Below are 20,169 nucleotides of genomic sequence, written 5' to 3' on the forward strand. Positions count from 1 at the left end.
GCGCGCCTGCTGATGCCCGGGCCCCGCGGGGAGCCGGGCATCAGCACACCAGGCCGAGATCGGCCGGGGTGGCGGTGGCGGGGTCCACCGGGCGGCGGCCCTCGGTCGGCCAGCCCTCGCGGATCCAGTACTCCAGGCCGCCGATCATCTCCTTGACCTCGCGGCCCAGCGCGGCGAGCTTCATCGCGCCCTTGGTGGAGCCGTTGCAGGCCGGGCCCCAGCAGTAGACGACCAGCAGACCGGCCGGCAGTTCGGCGACCCGCTCCGGGGTGATCTCGGCCAGCGGCAGGCTGATCGCGCCGGGCAGGTGGGTCTTGCGGTGGGCGCCCTCGATCCGGACGTCCAACAGGGTGAAGTCCTGCGCGGTGCCGTGCTGCGCGGCGTCGCGCATCGCGTACCAGACGTCCGCCGGGTCGGCCTGGCAGCCGAGGCGCTCGGCGAAGAAGGCGAAGGCCCGCTCGGGGGAGGCGGCCGGGATCGCGGTCACGGGCGAGAGAGCAGCAGAGGTGGTCATCTTCGGTCTCCTGACGGGCATTTGCGGGTACGTCCTGGCGATGAGTCGATCTTCCGCCGGACAGGCCACCTCCCGACAGTGGCGCTAACGACTACACTCGCCAATATCTCGCCAAGCACAGCAGGGGGTCCCCGATGGCCGAACAGCGCAGCTCGCAGCCGGTCTCCGTGTCGATCGGGCGCCGCCCGGAGCCCGTCCACACCATCGCTGTGTACGCCTTCGACGGCATGGCGCCGTTCGAACTCGGCGTGGTCGTCGAGGTGTTCGGCCTCGCCCGCCCCGAGCTGGCCGGCCTGCTCGCCACCCCCTGGTACGGCCTCAAGGTCTGCGCCGACCAGCCCGGCACGGCACTCAACGCGGTCGGCGGCTTCTCCCTGATCGCCCATCACGGCCTGGACGAACTCGCCGCCGCCGACACCGTCATCGTCGTCGCCGTCCCCAACACCTTCACCGGCGAGGTCTCCCCCGGCCTGGTCGCCGCGCTGCGGACGGCCCACGAGCGCGGCGCCCGGATCGTCTCGATCTGCTCCGGCGCCTTCGCGCTGGCCGCCGCCGGCCTGCTGGACGGCAGGGAGGCGACAACCCATTGGCGGTACGCCGACCTGCTGCAGCAGCGCTACCCGCAGGTGCGGGTCAACCCCGATGTGCTGTACGTGGACGACGACGACCTGCTGACCAGTGCGGGCAGCGCCGCCGGCATCGACCTCTGCCTGCACCTGGTGCGGCGCGACCACGGCGCCAAGGTGGCCAACACGGTCGCTCGCCGCTTCGTCGTCCCCCCGCACCGGGACGGCGGGCAGGCCCAGTTCATCGAGGCCTCGGTCAAACCGGTCGACCAGGAGGACGACGGGATCACCCGCAGCATGCAGTGGGCCCTTGAGCAGCTCTCCTCGCCGCTCACCATCTCGCTGCTGGCGCGCGCCGCGCAGATGTCCGACCGCTCCTACCTGCGGCACTTCACCGCCCGCAACGGCACCAGCCCGATGCGCTGGGTGATCACCCAGCGGATCGCCGCCAGCCTCCCGCTGCTGGAATCGCTGGACGGCACCGTCGAGGAGATCGCGGCGGCGGTCGGCTTCGAGAGCGCCGCGACCTACCGCCACCACTTCGGCCGCACCATGCGGACGTCGCCGACGGCCTACCGGCGCACCTTCGGCCGCGCCGCGTCCTGAACGCGCCGAAGCGCCGGCCCGATCCACGAGGATCGGTCGGCGCTTCGGCGGTGCGGCCCTTTCAGGCGGCGCTCAGAAGCCGGCCCAGAGGCCGTTGCCGCCGAGCATGTCGGTGCCACCACTGACGTGGCCTGCGCCGTCACCGGTGTAGAGCTTGAGGTTGTTGTTCGCGTCGATACCCGCGATGTCGACCTTGCCGTCGCTGTTGAAGTCGCCGGCCATCACCGAGTGGAAGCCGACCCACAGACCGGTGCTGCCGAGCATGTCGGTGCCGCCACTGACGTGGCCTGCGCCGTCACCGGTGTAGAGCTTGAGGTTGTTGTTCGCGTCGATGCCCGCGATGTCCATCTTGCCGTCGCCGGTGAAGTCACCTGCGGTGATCGCCTTGAACCCCGCCCACAGGCCGCTGGTGCCCAACATCGGCGTACCACCGCTGAGATGACCGTTGCCATCGCCCGTGTAGAGCATCAGGTTGTTGTTCGCGTCGATCCCCGCGATGTCCATCTTGCCGTCGCCGGTGAAGTCACCTGCGGTGATCGCCTTGAACCCAGCCCACAGACCCGTGGTCCCCAACATCGGCGTACCACCGCTGAGATGACCCGCGCCGTCGCCCGTGTACAGCATCATGTTGTTGTTGGCGTCGATCCCCGCGATGTCGACCTTGCCGTTGCCCAGGAAGTCACCGGCCGCGATCGCCTTGAAGTTGGCCCACAGGCCGCTGGTGCCCAACATCGGCGTACCACCGCTGACATGACCCGCGCCATCACCCGTGTACAGCATCATGTTGTTGTTCGCGTCGATACCCGCGACATCCAACTTGCCGTTGCCCAGGAAGTCACCGACCGTCGTACGCGCCGGGCGCGGCGTGGTGGGCGGAGCGGGCGGGCCGCCCACCACCCAGCCGTCGGTGAACGCCTGGTCGAGCGGGGCGTAGAAGTTCTGCGCCAGCTGGGCGTAGCCCGCGTCGTTGGGGTGCAGGCCGTCGGCCATCTGCTGCGAGGTCAGCGCGGGGGCGTCGACGAAGCGGAAGTGCTTGCCCGCCTGCAGCTCGCTGGGGGCCCAGGCGCTCACCTGGTCGTTGTAGTTCGCGACCAGGCTCTGCATGGCCGGGTTGGCCGGGATACCCGGCGTCGTCGGGATCAGGCCCTGCATGATGACGGTGACCCCGGGCTGATCGGTGAAGATGCGGTCGATCAGGGCTTCGACGCGGTTCGCGGCGGTGGTCTTGTCGTCGTCGCTGTTGTTGAGATCGTTGATGCCGAGGTGCAGCAGGACGACGTCCGGGTGGGCGGCGGCGAGCCAGCCGTCGATGCCGTTGCTGATTCCCTGGATCTCGTATCCGCTGTGGCCCTCGTTGGCGTTGTCGGCCATCGTCCCGCTGTTCATCGAACCGACGAAGTTCACGGTGTAGCGGGACTGCTGGGTCACCTGCTGCATCAGCGGGCCGCGGTAGCCGTTGCCCGTCGAGCTCTGGTAGCCGGCGGTTATCGAGTCACCCAGCGGCATGACCTTGAGCTGCGGCGGCACCGGTGTGGCAGCCGACGTGGCGGCCGACGCGGTGGTCGGGACGAGGGGGAGGCATATCAGGCCGGCGATGGTCGCGGCGGCAAGGGCGGCGGTGCGCTTCATGGTTGTTCGTCCAGAGTCGGTGGGAAGTGGGAAATGGGAAGTGGGATTGCGCGGGGATTTGGACCGGCTGACCGGCTAGAAGCCGGCCCAGAGGCCGTTGCCGCCGAGCATGTCGCTGCCACCACCGACGTGGCCCGCACCGTCGCCCGTGTAGAGCTTGAGGTTGTTGTTGGCGTCGATACCGGCGATGTCGACCTTGCCGTCGCTGTTGAAGTCGCCGGCCATCACCGAGTGGAAGCCCGCCCACAGACCGGTGCTGCCGAGCATGTCGCTGCCACCACTGACGTGGCCTGCGCCGTCACCGGTGTAGAGCTTGAGGTTGTTGTTGGCATCGATCCCCGCGATGTCGACCTTGCCGTTGCCGAGGAAGTCACCGGCGGTGATCGCCTTGAACCCCGCCCACAGACCCGTGGTCCCCAACATCGGCGTACCGGCGTTGAGATGACCATTGCCATCACCCGTGTACAGCATCATGTTGTTATTCGCGTCGATACCCGCGACATCCAACTTGCCGTCACCGTTGAAGTCACCGACCGTCGTACGCGCCGGAAGCGGCACGGCCGGCGGCGGGGTCGGGTTGGACGGGTACGGGTTGGCGGTGTCGGCGCCGAGGCCCGCCTGCGGGCCGCAGACCGGCCAGGCGTTCTGGCCCTGCGAGGCGAGGACCTTCTCGGCTATCAGGATCTGCTGCTGCTCGGTGGCCTGGTTGGCCTGCGGGGCATACGACGTACCGCCGTACGCGGCCCAGGTCTGGCTGGAGAACTGCAGACCGCCGTAGTAGCCGTTACCGGTGTTGATGCTCCAGTCGCCGCTGCTCTCGCACTGGGCGACCTTCTCCCAGGTGGAGACCGAGGCGGCGTGGGCCGCGGGCGCCACCGCGCAGAGCAGGGCTCCGGACAGCACTGCGGAGAACACGGCCGTCTTTCGGGTTGCCTTGACAGCGATGGACCGGCGCACGGGATTCCTCCTGATTGGCATGACAAATGGCAAGGGGCGAAAGGGAGTTGGTGGTACCGAGGGGCGGGCCGCCAGGGCCGGTCAGCCCTGGCGGCCGATCCGGCTAGAAGCCGGCCCAGAGGCCGTTGCCGCCGAGCATGGCGCTGCCGCCACCGACGTTGCCCGCACCGTCGCCCGTGTAGAGCTTGAGGTTGTTGTTGGCGTCGATGCCCGCGATGTCGACCTTGCCGTCGCTGTTGAAGTCGCCGGCCATCACCGAGTGGAAGCCGGCCCACAGACCGGTGCTGCCGAGCATGTCGCTGCCACCACTCACGTGGCCCGCGCCGTCGCCCGTGTAGAGCTTGAGGTTGTTGTTGGCGTCGATGCCCGCGATGTCCATCTTGCCGTTGCCCAGGAAGTCACCAGCGGTGATCGCCTTGAAGTTGGCCCACAGACCCGTGGTCCCCAACATCGGCGTACCGGCGTTCAGATGACCCGCACCGTCGCCCGTGTAGAGCATCAGGTTGTTGTTCGCGTCGATACCCGCGATGTCGACCTTGCCGTCGCCGGTGAAGTCGCCGGCGGTGATCGCCTTGAACCCAGCCCACAGACCCGTGGTCCCCAACATCGGCGTACCACCACTGAGATGACCCGCACCGTCGCCCGTGTACAGCATCATGTTGTTGTTGGCGTCGATCCCCGCGATGTCCATCTTGCCGTTGCCGAGGAAGTCACCGGCCGCGATCGCCTTGAAGTTGGCCCACAGACCCGTGGTCCCCAACATCGGTGTGCCACCGCTGACATGACCCGCGCCGTCGCCCGTGTACAGCATCATGTTGTTGTTCGCGTCGATCCCCGCGACATCCAACTTGCCGTCACCGTTGAAGTCACCGACCGTCGTACGCGCCGGAAGCGGCGCCGTGGTCGGGTCGTCGACGATGTTGTTGTAGCGGTAGGCGCCGTAGTAGCTGGTCGGCCATCCCTCCATGCTGGAGTTGTTGATGTTGGCCGAAGTCGGGCCGTGCGTCGGGTCGTTGGTGTTGCTCTCGGCGTAGTACGTGAAGTCGCCGTTGGACTGGTTGGTCCAGTTCGCGAAGAGGAAGGTGTGCTCGGCGGTGTAGTCGAGGATGTCGCCGGACTTGAGCTGGTTGAAGCTGATCTGGCTGGAGACGCTCGGCAGGGTGCTGGTCACCAGGCTGGAGCTCAGGTGCCAGGCCATCGAGACGAAGCCCGAACAGTCCTCGCGGTAGGTGCCGTTGTTGTCGCTCTTCCAACCGCCCTGGTTGTACGGGACGCCCTCGTCGACCCAGCTCTGCGCCCGGGCCAGCACCTCGCTGCGGGTGATCTGACCGCCGGTGCTGGACGCGGCCTGGGCGGCCGGAGCGGCGGCGAACAGGGTGGCACCGAGGCCGACGGCGACGAACGCGGCCAGTGAACGCACGGTGGTGCGGGTGATGCGGGACATCGCGGATTCTCTTTTCCGTTGCCGAGCAGGGTGGTTGGTCACGCGTACTGCTGATTGCTGCTGAATGCTTGTCAGCCGGCCGCTGCGGTGCTCGTCAGCTGGGCGGCGATGGTGGTCAGGGTCGCCTGGTCGTCGGCGGCCGTGGTGCTGTTACCGCCGCTCGCCCCGGCGGGGACGGCGAACTGGAGGACGGTCAGCACGGATCCGCTCCGCACCACGTAGATGTGGTCGGTCTGCGGGCCGGGCGCGGACATCCCGGCGACGGCGTTCCATTGGCGTGCGTAGGCGGTGGCGTCGGTGGCCGCGGCGGTCTTGGTGACCTGGGCGTCGGCGCTGATCTTCGAGGAGGTCTGGAGGGCCCGGGACTGCTGCTGGCAGCCGTCCATCGCGCTCAGCACGGCCGTGTAGGCGCTCTGCGCGGCGGTGGGATCAGCGAAGCTGAAGGAGTCCTGGATCGCCGGGGTGTTGAACGAGCTGACGTAGCCCTGCTGTTGCCAGCTCGCCGCGCCGTCCACTCCCGCGCACTCGTTGAGGCCGATCCGGTGCGAGACGGCCTGGGTGTGCGGTGCGGCGATCGGCTTCCAGCCGGCCGTCACACTGTCCGGCAGCTGGGCGGGAGCCAGCGGGGCGGGCGGCGCGGATACGCCGCGAGCGGCCGGTGCGGCCGGAGCGGCGGGTGCGGGGCGGGAGGTGGTGGGGCCGCCGGCGGAGGCCGTCCTGCCACCAACAGCCCTGGAAGCAACCGCCGTTGGGGCCGACGAGGGTGCGGCACTCGCCGGGCCGGCTGCGGGCGGTGCACTGAGAGCCGCCGGGGCGCCCACCGGTGCGACATCGGAGGCCTGCGCGCCACCGCTGAGTGTCACGGTGGCCAGCACACCGGTGGTGAGCGCGGACAGGGCGATCGCGGCACGGACGAGCGTGGACTTCTTGACGTTCACGGTGGAGTTCCCCCTTCTTGCGGGCGCGGAAGGCCCCGGCGTCGTGGTGCGGTGGGTGCGGCCCGGCGCGTTTGCCACATCGGAGAGGCTGTTCGGGCGGCCGAGGGCGCAGGCTCACTGGTCCCGCTTGGACGGCTGCCCTGCAGGTGCAGCGGTCGGGGACCCGGTGGCGGGTGCGGAGGGTGTTACTGCCAGCCCATGTCGCCGGCGGGGGCGACGGTGGCCGAGGCCGCGGTGGGCTGGGCGGTGTCGGCCTGGGCAGCGGCGGGGAGCAGACCGCCGACGGTGAGGGCGAGGACGAGGACCGCGGCGGCCTTGGCGATACGGGTGCTGGTCATGTTCTTGGTCCTGTTCTGGGGATCCGACGAAGTGGGGTCCGGTTGTCGCGTCCCGCGGTGGCGCGTCCTCCGGTAGTGCCCGCCGGGTGTTGCTCCCTGCTGGCGAGTACCAGCTTCGTCGCAGCTCAAGGCCTGCGGAAGAGAGATCAGGTGGACGGAAACGTCCCTGGCCCGTTCAGTCCAGCGCGGCCGGAAAGGGACAGCAGCCGCTCGTAGAAGGGCACGACGAGCGGGGCCTCGGCGCGCATCGGGCACCAACCCTGAAGCAGCGGCATGCTCGTGACCCAGCGTCGGCTCAGCTGCTTCGCACGCTCTTCGGCGTCCGCCAGGGAGTCCGCCAGCAGGTAGACGCCGAGGGTCGGGAGCGGGGAGGCGTCAGCGTGCACGGCGATGTGCTCGACACGGTCGTCGGGGTGGGACATCGCCCGCAGCAGGGGGGCGAGCCGGGGCGGGAGGCAGACGCCGGGCGCCGGCGGCCGCAGCTGCACGTGGATGAGGTACATGGCGTCGACCCTCCCAAACCGGGCATGCCGCGCATAGGGAATCATCCTGGACGCTTCCGTCCCAGGCCCAAAGCGGCCACGAGAAGAGCCTGGCCCGCCAAAAATGACTATGCGATGATCACGTGCGTATAGGTCTTCGGACAGCTACGGGGGAGAAGTACATGCTGGCAACGCTTGGCCTGAGCGAAGCTTCGGAAGCCGTCTACCGCTCGATGCTGGCCCACCCGGGGGATGGTGTGGCCGCGCTGGTCCAACGCTTGGGGCTCAGTGAAAGCGAGATCCGGGAGGCGCTGGACTCGCTCAGCGAGCTCTCCCTGCTGCGACCCTCGCACGAGCGCCAGGGTGAGCTGCGCGCGGTCTCCCCCGACGTCGGCATGGAACTGCTGATGGCCCGCCAGCAGCATGACCTGGCAGCCCAGCAGCTGCGGATCGAGGCGTCCCGGGCGGCTGCGGCACAGCTGATCGCCGAGTACTCCGACCTGCGTCCCACCGGCAGTCAGGCCGGCGTCGAGCAGCTGATCGGCCTGGACGCGATCCGGGACCGGCTGACCACGCTGACCCGGGAGGTCCGCAGCGAGGTGCTGGCGTTCGCGCCCGACGGCGCGCAGACCGAGGACAACATGAAGTCCTCCCGGCCGCTCAACGAGGACCTGCTCCGTCGCGGCGTGCGGATGCGCACCGTCTACCTGGACAGCCTGCGCAACAACCCGCCCACCATCGCGCACGCCAACTGGCTCGCCGAGCGCGGCGGCGAGGTGCGCACCGTACCCGTGCTGCCGACCCGCATGATCGTCACCGACCGGAACACCGCCGTGATCCCGGTCAGCAGCGACGACACCGCCGCCGGCGCCGTCGTGCTCACCGGGCACGGCACGCTCAGCGCGCTGTGTGCGCTCTTCGAGAGCGTCTGGGCCGGCGCGCAGCCGCTCGGCGAAGCCGCGGCGCCGGACGCGCGGGGGCTCAGCGGGCAGGAGGCGACCGCCGTGCGGCTGCTCGCCGAGGGGCTCACGGACGAGGCGATCGCCAAGCGGCTGGGCGTCTCGCCGCGCACCGCGCGCCGGTTGGCGACCGAGCTGATGGAACGCCTGGGCGCGCGCAGCCGGTTCGAGGCCGGCGTGCGGGCGGTTCAGCGGGGGTGGCTGCCCAGCCGGGCCTAAGACCGACCGGCAAATGGAGGGCGGGGTGTGGTGGACCGGGTTCAGCCGCGCGTAGCGGCCAGCGAGCGGTCTTCCGAGCGCTGCCCGGGCACGGCTCCGCGGCCTCGCCCGCGCCGACCGCCCCCGCCGCGCCCCGACCCGGAGCGCCCCCGGCCGCGCGGCTGCTTGGTCGGCCAGAGCAGCACGTACGCCGTGGAGATCACCACAAAGGCGAGCCGGACCAGCCCGCGCGCGGAGTCGGACGGGATCAGCAGCGTCCCGCCGTACAGCGAGGCCAGCGCGATCCAGCTCCACCAGGGCACCAGCCGGCGCTGGCCGATCGCGTCCCAGAGCAGCGTGCCGAGCAGGATGGACGCCGTGTAGTAGGTGTAGACGCTCGGATCGAGCAGGATCCGCGCATTCGCGCCGAGCAGCACCACGGCCGGCCAGCGCCCGCGCCGCACGGCGAGCGTGCCGAGCCCGAGCCCCACCGCGAACTGGGCCGGCCGGTCCCACCAGGGCGTGGCCGGGTCGGAGACGCCGAGCCAGCGCAGCGAGGAGGCGGGCTGGTTGGGGATGGTGAACTTGGCCGCCGCCAGCGACCCCAGGTTGCCCAGGTAGAACGGCAGCCAGGCGATGGCCACCAGCCCGCCGAGCCAGGCGAAGGTGCGCAGCCAGGCCGACCGGGGCAGTGCGAACACCAGCGGGATGAAGGAGATCGCCCAGGGCTTGGAGTCCACGGCCAGGGCGAGGAAGATGCCCACCGCGGCCGGCCTGTTCCGGACCAGGGCCGAGACGGCCAGCATGGTGAAGAAGAGCGCCAGCACATCGTCCAGGTGCCCGAACCGGACGGAGACCTCGACCCACATCGGGATGAAGGCCAGCCCGGCGATCAGGATCCGCTGCTGCAGGCGGCGGTGGTTGGTGCCGGTGCCGCGGTAGTACCAGGCCGCCGTACGGCCGACCAGCACCAGCATGACCAGGCCGAGCGCGGACATCGTCCCCTCGGCGAGAATCTGCCCGATGCGCTCCGGGAACGGCGCGAAGAGTCTGGCCGCGGCCAGGCTGACCGGGCCGATCTGGAGCTCCGGGTGGTGGGCGTAGAGCGACAGGCCGCCGCCCTCACCGCCGCTGGCGAAGAGCAGCTGCTCGCCCTGGCGCAGGTAGTGCCAGGAGACGCCGCCGCTCGGCTCCACGATCAGGAACCAGATGACGGTCCAGGCCACCAGCAGGGCGTGGTGTCTGCGAACGGGCAGGCTGGAGATCCGGCCGGTGTCCGCACCGTAATCGGTGGTGCCGTCTGCCGCGCTGTCTTGGCGCACCTGTCCCTCTTCCCCGCACCGGCTCCCCCCGGCCGGACATCCTATGCGATCTACGAGAACAGCAGACCCCGCCGAAGGTCGGCCACACTACCGGGCACCGCGAAGCTGCTCCAGGCGCGGACACGGCCGAAGCCCGTCCGGCAGAGCGCGGACGGGCTTCGGTGCGGGCGCGGGCGGCCTGCGACGGTCAGGCGTGCGAGCCGCCTGACCTGCGGCGGCGCAGCGCCACCAGGGTGCCGACGCCGAGCGCCACGGCGGCGGCGCCGCCGAGCGCGATCGGGGTCGCGTCGCTGCCGCCACCGGTGAAGGCGAGGCTCTTCGCGTCGGTGTCCGGCGCGGCCGCCGCCGCCTTCGCGGCACCGGGGGCGATCGGCACGGCGACCGGCTTCGGCGGCGTCACCGGGAAGGTGGTGGGCGTGCCCGTGGGGGTCGGCGTGCTGACCGGCGCGGAGCTGCCGCTCTTCGAGGAGGACGGCGAGGGCGCCGGGCTGGAGCCGGTCGGGGAGGGCGAGCCCGTCGGGTGCGGCTTCGGCTTCACGATGCAGAAGTAGGACGCGTCGCTGTAGGCGAAGTCCTCGGCGACGGTCGGCGGCTGGTCGCCGTCCGAGGCCGGCGCCCAGAGGGCGAGGAAGGTCGCCTGCGCCTCGCCGAGCGGCGCGTCGTCCGGCAGGGTGAGCCGCATTCTGAAGGAGACCGACTTGCCGCTCTGCAGGAAGTGCAGCGCGTCGTCCCCGAAGTTGCCCTGGTCGTCCACCGTGCCGAGCAGCCGCACGTTGTTCAGGAAGTCCGGGATGTTCTGGGGAATGCCGGTGTGCTCCCAGGCCGTGTCCTTCGGCCGCCGGAAGTCCAGGCCGAAGCCGGAGTTCGTCAGCACCCCGTTGGGGTTCTTGGTGCCGTTGCTGATCTCGACGAGCGGGTAGTAGAACACGTTCGACGCGGTCTTGTTGGTCAGCTGGACCGTGAACTCCGCGGTGCCGCCGGCCTCGACCTTGTCAGGGAGGCCCTTGACCTGGAGCTGCGGCGCGGAGGCGTCCGGCTTGCTGTCGTCCGCGCTGCCCGCCTTGTCCGCCTTGTCCGCGGAAGCGGAAGCGGAGGCCGAGACGGAGGCGGAGGCGGAGGCGGACGGGCTGGGGCTGGTGGAACCCGGCGACGCCTCGGCGGAGGCCAGCTGCGCACCGGCGAGGACCGCGGTGGAGGCGAGGGTGGTGACAGCCGCGAGAGCGATTCTGCGACGCATGGGGTGAGCACCTCACGGAGATGTGCTCGCTGGGGCTGGGACCCGGCGGAGCGCGATGGTTGGGGCGTACAGCGGACAGCTGTGCCCGAGCGTCCGGCCCAGCTGGGAGTTTGAGCGACAGTACCGGACAAACTGATGAGCTTAAAAGCCGCCTACCGCCGCTTCTGAGGAGCTCTTGCCGTCAGAGTGCCGTGAGTATGCGACATGACCGAGGACTAACAGCCGGGCGTCTCGCGATCCGTGAACAGGTGCAGGTCCTGACGGTAGAACGGGTGCGGCAGCAGCCCGTGGTCGATCAGGTCCAGCCGGGCGGCGACCGCGCGGGAGCCCTCGTTGTGGGCGTGGATCCAGGCGACCACCGGGAGCTGCGGAGTGTGCAGCCGGGCCGCCTCGATGGCCGCCCGGGACAGCTCTGTCGCGTAGCCGCGACCCCAATGGGCGGTCGCCAGGCGGTAGTAGAGGTTCCATCCGCCAAAGGCGGGGATGTGCTGGACGCCGCCGACGCCGACCACCGTGCCGTCGCTGCGCAGCCGGGCCGTCCAGTAGCTCAGTCCCTCGTCCCAGCGGGCGACCGCGCGCTCGATCCACTCCTTGGTGGTCACGGGAGCGGCGTGCCGGCCCTCCGGCTGGTGGCGCCAGGTGCCGGGGTCGGAGTTGATCGCATAGAGCTCGTCGAGATCGTCCGGCGTCACCGCCCGGAGTTCGAGACGCTCGGTGAGGACCAGCTCGAAGGTGGGCCGGTCGATCGGTTGCGCATCACTCATCCGGCGAGCGTAGAGGCGCTGATCAGCGGGCGGCAAACGGATTTGCGCCCGCCGAGCAGGCCGGTCAGTCGGCCGGACCGCCGACCCGACGGGCGTCCACCTCGATCTCCAGCTTCATCCGCGGGTCGGCCAGGCCGCAGACCAGCATGGTCGCGGCCGGCCGGACCTCACCGAAGGCCCGGCGCAGCACCGGCCAGCAGGGCTCGAAGTCGGCCCGCTCGGGCAGCAGGTACCTGACCCGGACGACGTCGGCGAACGAGCAGCCCGCCTCGGCCAGCGCCGCCTCGATATTGCGCAGGCACTGCTCGGCCTGCTCGACCACGTCGTCCGAGATGGTCATCGTCAGGTAGTCGAACCCGGTCGTCCCCGAGACGTACACCCGGTCGCCGTCGACCACGGCCCGGGCGTAGCCGATCTGCTCCTCGAAGGTGGAACCGCTGAGGATCACGCGTCGCTCTGTCATGGCGGCCACGCTAGGCGATCCGCAGCACCCTTGGCCTGCGGCCCCCGAGGCTGGCATGATGCGCTGCCGCGTTGATCCACTGGGGAAGGGCCCGCATGCATGTCGCCATGTCCCAGCCGAACTACGGTCCGCGTTAGCCACCCCTGGCGGGCGACGCCGAGGGCGTCGCCCGCGCCAGCGGGGCTCAGCGGCCGACCGAGGCGCGCAGCCGGGGCAGGATCTCCTTGCCGTAGAGGTCCAGGAACCGGCTCTGGTCGGGGCCGGGCGCGTGGAAGACCAGGTGGGTGAAGCCCAGGTCCAGGTACTCGGTGATCCGGGCGACGTGCTCGTCCACGTCGCTGGAGACGATCCAGCGGCTGGCGGTGCGCTCGATCGGCAGGGCGTCGGCGCGGCGCTCCATCTCGATCGGGTCGTCCACGCCGGTCTTCTCGTCCGGGGTGAGGGCGAGCGCGCCCCAGTAGTGGGTGTTGTCCAGCGCGCGCTGCCGGTCGTGGTCGAAGGAGACCTTGACCTCGATCATCCGGTCGAGGTCCGCCGACGAGCGGCCGGCCTTGGCCGCGCCCTCGGCCAGCGCGGGCAGCAGCACGTCGGCGTAGAGCTCGCGCCCCTTGCCGCTGGTGCAGATGTGGCCGTCGGCGAGCCGGCCGGCCATCCGGGTGGTGGCGGGGCCGGCCCCGGCGACGTACAAGCCGACCGGGATCTCGGGCAGGTCGTAGATGGTGGCGCGGTCGCAGCGGTAGTACTTGCCCTCGAAGGTGACCCGCTCCTCGGTCCACAACCGCTTGATCAGCTCGATCGACTCCTTGAGCCGCGCGAAGCGCTCCTTCGGCTCGGGCCAGACCGTCCCGGCGGGAACCTCGTTGAGCGACTCACCCGAACCGAGGCCGAGCACCACGCGGCCCGGCGCCAGGCAGCCGAGCGTGGCGAAGGCCTGCGCGACCACGACCGGGTTGTAGCGGAACGACGGGGTGAGCACGCTGGTGCCGACGATCACCCGCTCGGTGCTGGCCAGCAGCGCGCCGAGCCAGGGCAGCGCGGCCGGGGCGTGTCCGCCGGTGTGCCGCCAGGGTTGCAGATGGTCGCTGATGAAGACCGAGTCGAAGCCGGACTGCTCCGCCTGCACGGAGAAATCCAGCAGCTCACGCGGTGCGAACTGCTCGGCGGATGCCTTGTAGCCGAACTTGATCACCTGCGGAGACCTCTCTGGGAGAACGGGTTGGCCATAGCGCGCTGCACCATACCCACACGGTTGCGGACCAAGCCTCGGAGACCGGTGGACCGCACGTCGCCAAGCTGTCGATGCTACCGCGCGGGCCGCCCCGGCCGGGCGAACTGACGGTCCCTCCAAGCGGCCGGGGCGGGCTTCGAGCGCGCTGGAGTTCCGCATGACGGACGTTAAGACGGCGCCAAGACTGCCGGGATCTGGCAGTGCGGCGCGGCGGGCGGAACGCCACGATGATCAAGGCAGCGAGCACGGGGGCACGCGGCCGAGAGGGGGGGACGGGGGAAGCGGGGGGAACGGGGGGAAGCGGGGGAAGCGGGAGGTTGGCGGGCGGCCGGGGGCTCGGGGGAGCCTGAACGGAGGGGTGTCGTCCGCCAACAACCCGCTCAGAGCGGCTGGTTGGGCCAGTCCAGCAGCCGGGCGCCGAGCGCGGCCGTCTCCAGGGTGTAGCGCTGCAGCGCCTCGTCCGGGTCGAAGCCGGTCAACTGGGCGACCCGCTCCAGGCGGTAGGAGAGCGCCCGCACACTCAGGCCCAGCCGGCGCGCGGCCTCGGCCGCCACATAGCGGCTCTCGGCATACGCCGCCAGGGTGTCGAGCAACGGGCGCGCGCCACCGCGGGCCGTCTCCAGCGGGCCGAGCACGCTGTTCACCAGGTCCGCCATCGCGGCCCGGTCGCGCAGCAGCACCGGGAGCACCAGCAGGTCCGCGGCGCGCAGCAGCGGCCCGGGCAGACCGAGCCGGGACGCCTGCTCCAGCGCGGCGGTGGCCTCCTCGTAGCTGCGCACCACCCCGCCGGGCCCGCTGTGCGCCCGACCGACCGCCACCCGGCGCCCGGCGGTCAGAGCAGCGAAGCGGGCGATCACCGCGTCTCCGTGCGGCGCGTCGGCGTTGGCACCGCCGGGGGCGCTGGGCGCGATGCAGACCAGTCGGCCGTGCTTGACGGCGAGCAGCACGTCGAGGTCGCCGAAGCGTCCCACCAGCTGCTGCTCCACCCGGCGCACCACCGGGTCCTCGACGTCATAGCCGTCGCCCTCGGCCACCGCGACCACGTGCGAGCAGGCCAGGTTGAGCCCGAACCGCTCGGCGTGCTCGGCGAGTCGGCCGACATCGCTGCGGTTGCTGAGCAGGTCGGCGAGGAACTCCCGGCGCCCGGCGTCCTCCTGGCGCAGCCGCTGGTGGTTGGCCCGGCTGTGCCCCTCGCCCAGCGCGGCGACCGCGCTGCGCAGCGCCAGCAGCGAGCAGGCCCGCACCGTCCGACCCTCCCAGAGCGTGGCGGTCACCGCCAGGTGCTCGTCTATCAGCTCGGTCAGCGGCACACCCTCGTCGGCGGCGCGCTCCCCGCAGGCGCGCAGCGCGTCCAGTTCGTCGCGGCGCAGCCGCCGCCCGCTGCGGGCGACCTCGCCCAGCAGCTCCGCCCAGGCCGTGGCCATCCGCGCTCTTCTCCCACCCTTGGAATGTGACGCGCCAGCGTATCCGGCGGCGCGGCGGGTTGTTGATCTAGGGCGCGGCTGACAGCAGGCGCCCACCGTCCCGACTGGTCGATCCTCCAATCCCGGCCTGGATGCCCGGTGTGCGCCACCACTCGTCCTCGCAGGTCAGGGGTTGCTTCAATCGCCCTATCGAGCTGCTGCGGGCCGCACGAAAACTTGGGGACGGTGGAACGAACGTGGATCTGAACACGGTGCTGGAGGTGCGCGATGCCCGCCGTCGCGACGTGTGGCAGCCGGGTGACGCCTGGCTGGGCGGCGGGACGTACCTGTTCTCCGAGCCGCAGCCGCACCTCCGCCGGCTGATCGACCTGAGCCGCACCGGCTGGGAGCCGCTGCGGGTGACCGTCGACGGGGAGTTGGAGATCGCCGCGACCTGCACGATCGCCCAGCTCACCCGGCTGCGCAAGCCCGCGCACTGGTCGGCGGCGCCGCTCTTCGAGCAGTGCTGCCGGGCCTTCCTGGCCTCCTGGAAGATCTGGAACATGGCCACCGTCGGCGGCAACCTGTGCAACTCGCTGCCCGCCGGCCCGATGATCTCGCTCACCGCCGCCCTGGACGGCGTCTGCCTGCTGCGCTCGCAGACCGGCGCGCTGCGCGAGGTGCCGGTCGCGGACTTCGTCACGGGCGCCGGCCGCAACGTCCTGCAGCGCGGCGAGCTGCTGCGCTCGATCACCCTGCCGGCCCGGGCGCTGGCCGCCCGTACGGCGTTCCGGCAGGCGTCGCTGTACGGTCTCGGCCGCTCGGGCGCGCTGCTGATCGGCCGCCTCGACCCTCTCGACGGCGCGCTGACCATCACCGTCACCGCCTCCACCGTGCGGCCGATCCAGCTCTGGTTCCCGCTGCCGCCGAACGCGGCGGCGCTGCGCGAGGCGGTCGAGTACGCGATCGAGCCGGGCGAGTACTTCGACGACATCCACGGGCTGCCCGCCTGGCGGCGGCACATGACCTTCCGGTTCGCTGAGGAGATCCGCCGCGAACTGCTCGAGGAGGACAGCAGATGAGCTTCGCGATCCGCGTCAACGACCAGCCCTTCGACGCCGAGCCACGCCCCGGGCAGTGCCTGCGGACGTATTTGCGCGACCGCGGCTGGTTCGGGGTCAAGAAGGGCTGCGACGCCGGGGACTGCGGCGCCTGCACGGTGCACGTGGACGGCGAGCCGGTGCACAGCTGCCTGTACCCGGCGGTCCGCGCCGAGGGCCGCTCGGTGACCACCGTCGAGGGCCTGGCCAAGGACGGCGAACTCCACCCGATGCAGCAGCGGTTCCTGGACGCCCAGGGCTTCCAGTGCGGCTTCTGCACGGCCGGCTTCCTGATGACCACCTCCGCCCTCAATGAGGAGCAACTCACCGACCTGCCAAGGTCATTGAAGGGCAACCTGTGCCGCTGCACGGGCTACCGGGCGATCGAGGACGCGGTGCGCGGGGTCAAGCACGCCGAGGAGCCGTGCGCCGGGCAGGCGGTCGGCCGCAGCCTGGGCGCGCCGGCCGGGCCGCTGGTGGTCACCGGCACCGCCCGCTACACCTTCGACATCGAGGTCGAGGGGCTGCTGCACATGAAGCTGCTGCGCTCCCCGCACCCGCACGCCCGGATCGTCTCCATCGACACCTCGCGCGCGCTGCGCGTGCCCGGCGTGCACGCGGTGTTCACCCACCACGACGCCCCCGACAAGCTGTACTCCTCGGCCCGGCACGAACACCCCACCGAGGACCCGGACGACACCCGGGTGCTGGACGACGTGGTCCGCTTCGTCGGCCAGCGGGTGGCGGCCGTGGTCGCCGACACCGAGGGGGCCGCCGAGGAGGGCTGCCGGCAGATCGTCGTGGAGTACGAGCAACTCCCGTACGTCATCGACCCGGAGCTCGCGATGCTGCCCGGCGCGCCGGTGATCCACCCGAAGGGGACGGAGTCGCGCATCTTCCGCGCCGAGAACAACGTGTGCGGCGAGGTGCACGGCGAAATGGGCAGCGTCGAGCAGGGCTTCGCCGAGGCCGACGTCGTCTACGAGGAGACCTTCCAGACCCAGCGGGTGCAGCACGCGAGCCTGGAGACGCACGGCTGCGTCGCCTATTTCGAGACCACCGACGAGGGTGGTGAGGAGGGCGGCGAGGAGCGGATCGTGGTGCGCTCCAGCACCCAGGTGCCGTTCCTGACCAGGCGCGCGCTCTGCGACCTCTACGACCTGCCGATGGAGAAGGTCCGGGTGGTCGCCGGCCGGGTCGGCGGCGGGTTCGGCGGCAAGCAGGAGATGCTCACCGAGGACATCGCCGTGCTGGCCGCGCTGAAGCTGCACCGGCCGGTCAAGCTGGAGTTCACCCGCCCCGAGCAGTTCTACGGCGCCACCACCCGGCACCCGTTCAAGGTCACGGTGAAGGTCGGGGCGAAGAGCGACGGCACCCTGACCGCCCTGCAGTTCCGGGTGGTCGCCAACCCCGGCGCGTACGGCAACCACGGGCCCGCGGTGATGTTCCACAGCGTCGGCGAGTCGATGGGCGTCTACAAGGCGCCGAACAAGAAGGTGAACGCGTACTCGGTCTACACCAACGGCGTGCCCGCCGGGGCGTTCCGCGGCTACGGGCTCGGCCAGGTGACCTTCGCCCTGGAGTCGGCGATGGACGAACTGGCCCGGCTGCTCGACATCGATCCGCTCGTCCTGCGCGAGCGCAACGTCATCGGCCCCGGCGACCACATGGAAGGCCCCTGCGGCGAGGAGGAGGACCTGCACATCGCCAGCTACGGCCTCGACCAGTGCCTCCAAGTGGTCCGGGGCGCCCTCGCCGACGACCGCAGCGCCGAACTGGCCCCCGAGGGCTGGCTGGTGGGGCAGGGCTTCGCGATGTCCGCGATCGCCACCGGCCCGCCCGGCGGCCACTTCGCCGACGCCACCGTCAAGCTGCTGGAGGACGGCACCTACGACATCGCGGTCGGCACGGCGGAGTTCGGCAACGGCACCACCACCGTCCACAAACAGATCACCGCCGGCGCCCTGGGCACCACGGTGGACCGGATCGCCATCCGCCAGTCCGACACCGACGTGGTCAAGCACGACACCGGCGCGTTCGGCTCGGCGGGCACGGTGGTGGCGGGCAAGGCCGTGATGAAGGCCGCCAACGCCCTCGCCGAGCAGATCGTCTCCTTCACCGCCGAGTACGCCCGTACGCCGCGCAGTCTGCTGCGGCTCACCGCCGACGCGGTCGAGTGCGACGGGCGCCCGGTCTCGCTCAAGGAGGTCTTCGAGGCCGCCCGCGGCAAGGGCGTCGAGCTCTCCGCCGACGGGCACTGGGGCGGCTCACCGCGCTCGGTGGCCTTCAACTCCCAGTGGTTCCGGATCGCCGTCGACCCGGACAGCGGCGAGATCAAGATCCTGCGCAGCGTGCACGGGGCCGACGCCGGCAAGGTGATGAACCCGATGCAGTGCCGCGGCCAGGTCGAGGGCGGCGTCGCCCAGGCGCTCGGCGCGACCCTCTTCGAACAGGTCCTGGTGGACGAGGCCGGCCAGGTCACCACCGCGGCCTTCCGCCGCTACCGGCTGCCCGCCTACGCCGACGTGCCGCGCACCGAGGTGCACTTCACCGAGACCTCCGACTCGATCGGCCCGCTGGGCGCCAAGTCGATGAGCGAGAGCCCCTTCAACCCCGTCCCGCCCGCCTTCGCCAACGCGCTGCGCGACGCCACCGGCATCCGCTTCACCGAGGCCCCCTTCCTGCGCGACAAGGTGTGGCAAGCGATCGCCGAGCACCGGGGTGACCGATAGCCTGAGAAAGTGACTTTCGAAGGCTGGCAGGACGAGGCGCTCGAGTTCTACGAGCGCCTGGAGTCCGACAACTCGAAGAGCTTCTGGACCGAGCACAAGGAGCGCTACGAGCGTGCCGTGCGCGAGCCGATGGCGGAGCTACTGGACGAGCTGGAGCCCGAGTTCGGGCCCGGCAAGATCTTCCGCCCCAACCGGGACGTCCGGTTCAGCGCCGACAAGACGCCGTACAAGACCCACATCGGCGGCTTCCTGGACGCCGGCGGCTACATCCAGTTCTCCGCCGACGGCCTGGCCTGCGGCCAGGGCATGTACCACCTGGCCTCCGACCAGCTGGAGCGCTACCGCGCCGCCGTCGCCGAGGACCTGAGCGGCGCCGAGCTGGAGCGGGTGATCGCCCGGATCACCAAGGCCGGCCCGGTGGTCTCCGGGCGCGACCCGCTGAAGACCGCCCCGCGCGGCTACCCCAAGGACCACCCGCGGATCGGCCTGCTGCGCAACAAGGGTCTGGTCGCCTGGCAGGAGTGGGAGCCGGCGCCCTGGCTGGCCACCGCCGAGCCCCTGCGCCGGATCATCGCCTTCCTGCACGTGGCCCAGCCGCTGAAGGACTGGCTGGACCAGCACGTCGGCCCCAGCGAACTCCCGTCGCGCTGAACTCCACCGATCAACCCTCGGGTTGAGGCGGGCGGTCAACCCGTCCACCCACCCGCGGGCTGACGCCCCGTCCGGGGGGTGCGCGGCACGCTTTACCCATGAACACCACCGAGTACTGCGTGCAGCTGGTCCTGGTCCTCCTCGTCGTGCGCCAGATCAAGGGGGGCCGGCTCGACCTGGTCGGCCTGATCCTGCCGATCGCCCTGATCGCCGGCACCGCCGCCTACTACCTGCGGTCCGTCCCCACCGCGGGGGGCGACCTCGGCCTCGAACTGGGCCTGGCCTCCCTCGGCACCGTGCTCGGCATCGCGGCCGGCGCCACCACCCGGGTCTGGGCCACCAGCGACGAGGGCGTCCACGCCAAGGCCGGCGTCGCGGCGGCCGCGCTGTGGGTCGGCGGCATCGGCGCCCGCATCGCCTTCGTCCTCGCCACCGAGCACACCGGCTTCGCCACCACCGTCGCCGACTTCAGCCGCACCCAGCACATCGACGGCCAGCAGGCCTGGGTCGCCGGCTTCGTCCTGATGGCGCTGTGCGAGGCCGTCGCCCGCCTGGTCACCATCCGGCTGCGGGCCCGCACCGCCAAGGCCAAGCTCCCGGCCCTGGCCGCCTGAAACGCCGCCGCGCGCCACCGCGCG

The 20,169-nt window shown here is 71.1% G+C and carries 19 protein-coding genes; 6 read left to right on the plus strand and 13 right to left on the minus strand.

The features are described from left to right. Positions 1-40: 40 nt before the first annotated feature. The gene (locus P3T34_RS19560; RefSeq protein WP_280667320.1) at positions 41-514 is read right to left on the minus strand and encodes a rhodanese-like domain-containing protein; all 474 of its coding nucleotides are present in this window, start codon (positions 512-514) and stop codon (positions 41-43) included. A gap of 134 nt (positions 515-648) precedes the next feature. Between P3T34_RS19560 and P3T34_RS19565 the strand changes: the two genes are divergently transcribed. Beyond that, positions 649-1,686, plus strand: a complete 1,038-nt coding sequence (locus P3T34_RS19565) for a helix-turn-helix domain-containing protein (RefSeq protein WP_280667321.1) — start codon at positions 649-651, stop codon at positions 1,684-1,686. 72 nt (positions 1,687-1,758) lie between these two features. On the opposite strand, the gene P3T34_RS19570 is transcribed toward P3T34_RS19565, so the two are convergent. The 6 genes from P3T34_RS19570 to P3T34_RS19595 all read right to left on the minus strand — a co-directional run bounded on the left by P3T34_RS19570 (position 1,759) and on the right by P3T34_RS19595 (position 7,495). Continuing rightward, positions 1,759-3,315, minus strand: coding sequence for an FG-GAP-like repeat-containing protein (locus P3T34_RS19570; RefSeq protein ID WP_280667322.1), 1,557 nt, complete (start codon positions 3,313-3,315; stop codon positions 1,759-1,761). Between the two features lie 75 nt (positions 3,316-3,390). After that, a complete protein-coding gene (locus P3T34_RS19575) occupies positions 3,391-4,272 on the minus strand; it encodes a transglycosylase family protein (protein ID WP_280667323.1) in 882 nt (293 codons plus the stop codon). Between the two features lie 103 nt (positions 4,273-4,375). Beyond that, entirely contained in the window at positions 4,376-5,716 is a 1,341-nt protein-coding gene (locus P3T34_RS19580) for a VCBS repeat-containing protein (protein ID WP_280667324.1), read from the minus strand. A 71-nt stretch (positions 5,717-5,787) separates the two neighbouring features. After that, entirely contained in the window at positions 5,788-6,654 is an 867-nt protein-coding gene (locus P3T34_RS19585; protein WP_280667325.1) for a hypothetical protein, read from the minus strand. 185 nt (positions 6,655-6,839) lie between these two features. Continuing rightward, positions 6,840-6,992, minus strand: coding sequence for a hypothetical protein (locus P3T34_RS19590; RefSeq protein ID WP_280667326.1), 153 nt, complete (start codon positions 6,990-6,992; stop codon positions 6,840-6,842). Positions 6,993-7,138: 146 nt separating this feature from the next. Then, positions 7,139-7,495, minus strand: a complete 357-nt coding sequence (locus P3T34_RS19595; protein WP_280667327.1) for a hypothetical protein — start codon at positions 7,493-7,495, stop codon at positions 7,139-7,141. Positions 7,496-7,656: 161 nt separating this feature from the next. Here P3T34_RS19595 and P3T34_RS19600 point away from each other — a divergent pair, with 161 nt between their 5' ends. Beyond that, complete coding sequence (locus tag P3T34_RS19600) at positions 7,657-8,652, plus strand: helix-turn-helix transcriptional regulator (RefSeq protein ID WP_280667328.1); 996 nt, start codon at positions 7,657-7,659, stop codon at positions 8,650-8,652. A gap of 41 nt (positions 8,653-8,693) precedes the next feature. Here P3T34_RS19600 and P3T34_RS19605 read toward each other — a convergent pair whose 3' ends face one another. The 6 genes from P3T34_RS19605 to P3T34_RS19630 all read right to left on the minus strand — a co-directional run bounded on the left by P3T34_RS19605 (position 8,694) and on the right by P3T34_RS19630 (position 15,069). After that, a complete protein-coding gene (locus P3T34_RS19605) occupies positions 8,694-9,896 on the minus strand; it encodes a hypothetical protein (protein WP_280672231.1) in 1,203 nt (400 codons plus the stop codon). 244 nt (positions 9,897-10,140) lie between these two features. Continuing rightward, positions 10,141-11,190, minus strand: coding sequence for a hypothetical protein (locus P3T34_RS19610; RefSeq protein ID WP_280667329.1), 1,050 nt, complete (start codon positions 11,188-11,190; stop codon positions 10,141-10,143). 215 nt (positions 11,191-11,405) lie between these two features. Then, complete coding sequence (locus P3T34_RS19615) at positions 11,406-11,954, minus strand: GNAT family N-acetyltransferase (RefSeq protein ID WP_280667330.1); 549 nt, start codon at positions 11,952-11,954, stop codon at positions 11,406-11,408. A gap of 64 nt (positions 11,955-12,018) precedes the next feature. Then, positions 12,019-12,417 (minus strand): RidA family protein, encoded by a 399-nt coding sequence (locus tag P3T34_RS19620; RefSeq protein ID WP_280667331.1) that lies wholly within the window; start codon positions 12,415-12,417, stop codon positions 12,019-12,021. 184 nt (positions 12,418-12,601) lie between these two features. After that, complete coding sequence (fgd, locus tag P3T34_RS19625) at positions 12,602-13,606, minus strand: glucose-6-phosphate dehydrogenase (coenzyme-F420) (protein ID WP_280667332.1); 1,005 nt, start codon at positions 13,604-13,606, stop codon at positions 12,602-12,604. Between the two features lie 419 nt (positions 13,607-14,025). Further along, positions 14,026-15,069, minus strand: coding sequence for a helix-turn-helix domain-containing protein (locus tag P3T34_RS19630; protein WP_280667333.1), 1,044 nt, complete (start codon positions 15,067-15,069; stop codon positions 14,026-14,028). Positions 15,070-15,305: 236 nt separating this feature from the next. Between P3T34_RS19630 and P3T34_RS19635 the strand changes: the two genes are divergently transcribed. The 4 genes from P3T34_RS19635 (at position 15,306) to P3T34_RS19650 (ending at position 20,145) form a co-directional block, all read left to right on the plus strand. Next, a complete protein-coding gene (locus P3T34_RS19635; RefSeq protein WP_280667334.1) occupies positions 15,306-16,130 on the plus strand; it encodes an FAD binding domain-containing protein in 825 nt (274 codons plus the stop codon). Beyond that, on the plus strand, positions 16,127-18,880 hold the full coding sequence (locus P3T34_RS19640; protein WP_280667335.1) for a molybdopterin cofactor-binding domain-containing protein: 2,754 nt from the start codon (positions 16,127-16,129) through the stop codon (positions 18,878-18,880). The genes P3T34_RS19635 and P3T34_RS19640 overlap by 4 nt, the downstream gene beginning before the upstream one ends. Positions 18,881-18,889: 9 nt before the next feature. Next, positions 18,890-19,531 carry a DUF2461 domain-containing protein gene (locus tag P3T34_RS19645; protein ID WP_280667336.1) on the plus strand — a complete coding sequence of 214 codons (642 nt, stop codon included), beginning with the start codon at positions 18,890-18,892 and terminating at the stop codon, positions 19,529-19,531. Positions 19,532-19,629: 98 nt separating this feature from the next. Beyond that, entirely contained in the window at positions 19,630-20,145 is a 516-nt protein-coding gene (locus P3T34_RS19650) for a hypothetical protein (protein WP_280667337.1), read from the plus strand. Positions 20,146-20,169 lie beyond the last annotated feature (24 nt).

Origin of the sequence: Kitasatospora sp. MAP12-44 (genome assembly GCF_029892095.1) — a bacterium.
In the GTDB taxonomy this organism is placed as follows: domain Bacteria; phylum Actinomycetota; class Actinomycetes; order Streptomycetales; family Streptomycetaceae; genus Kitasatospora.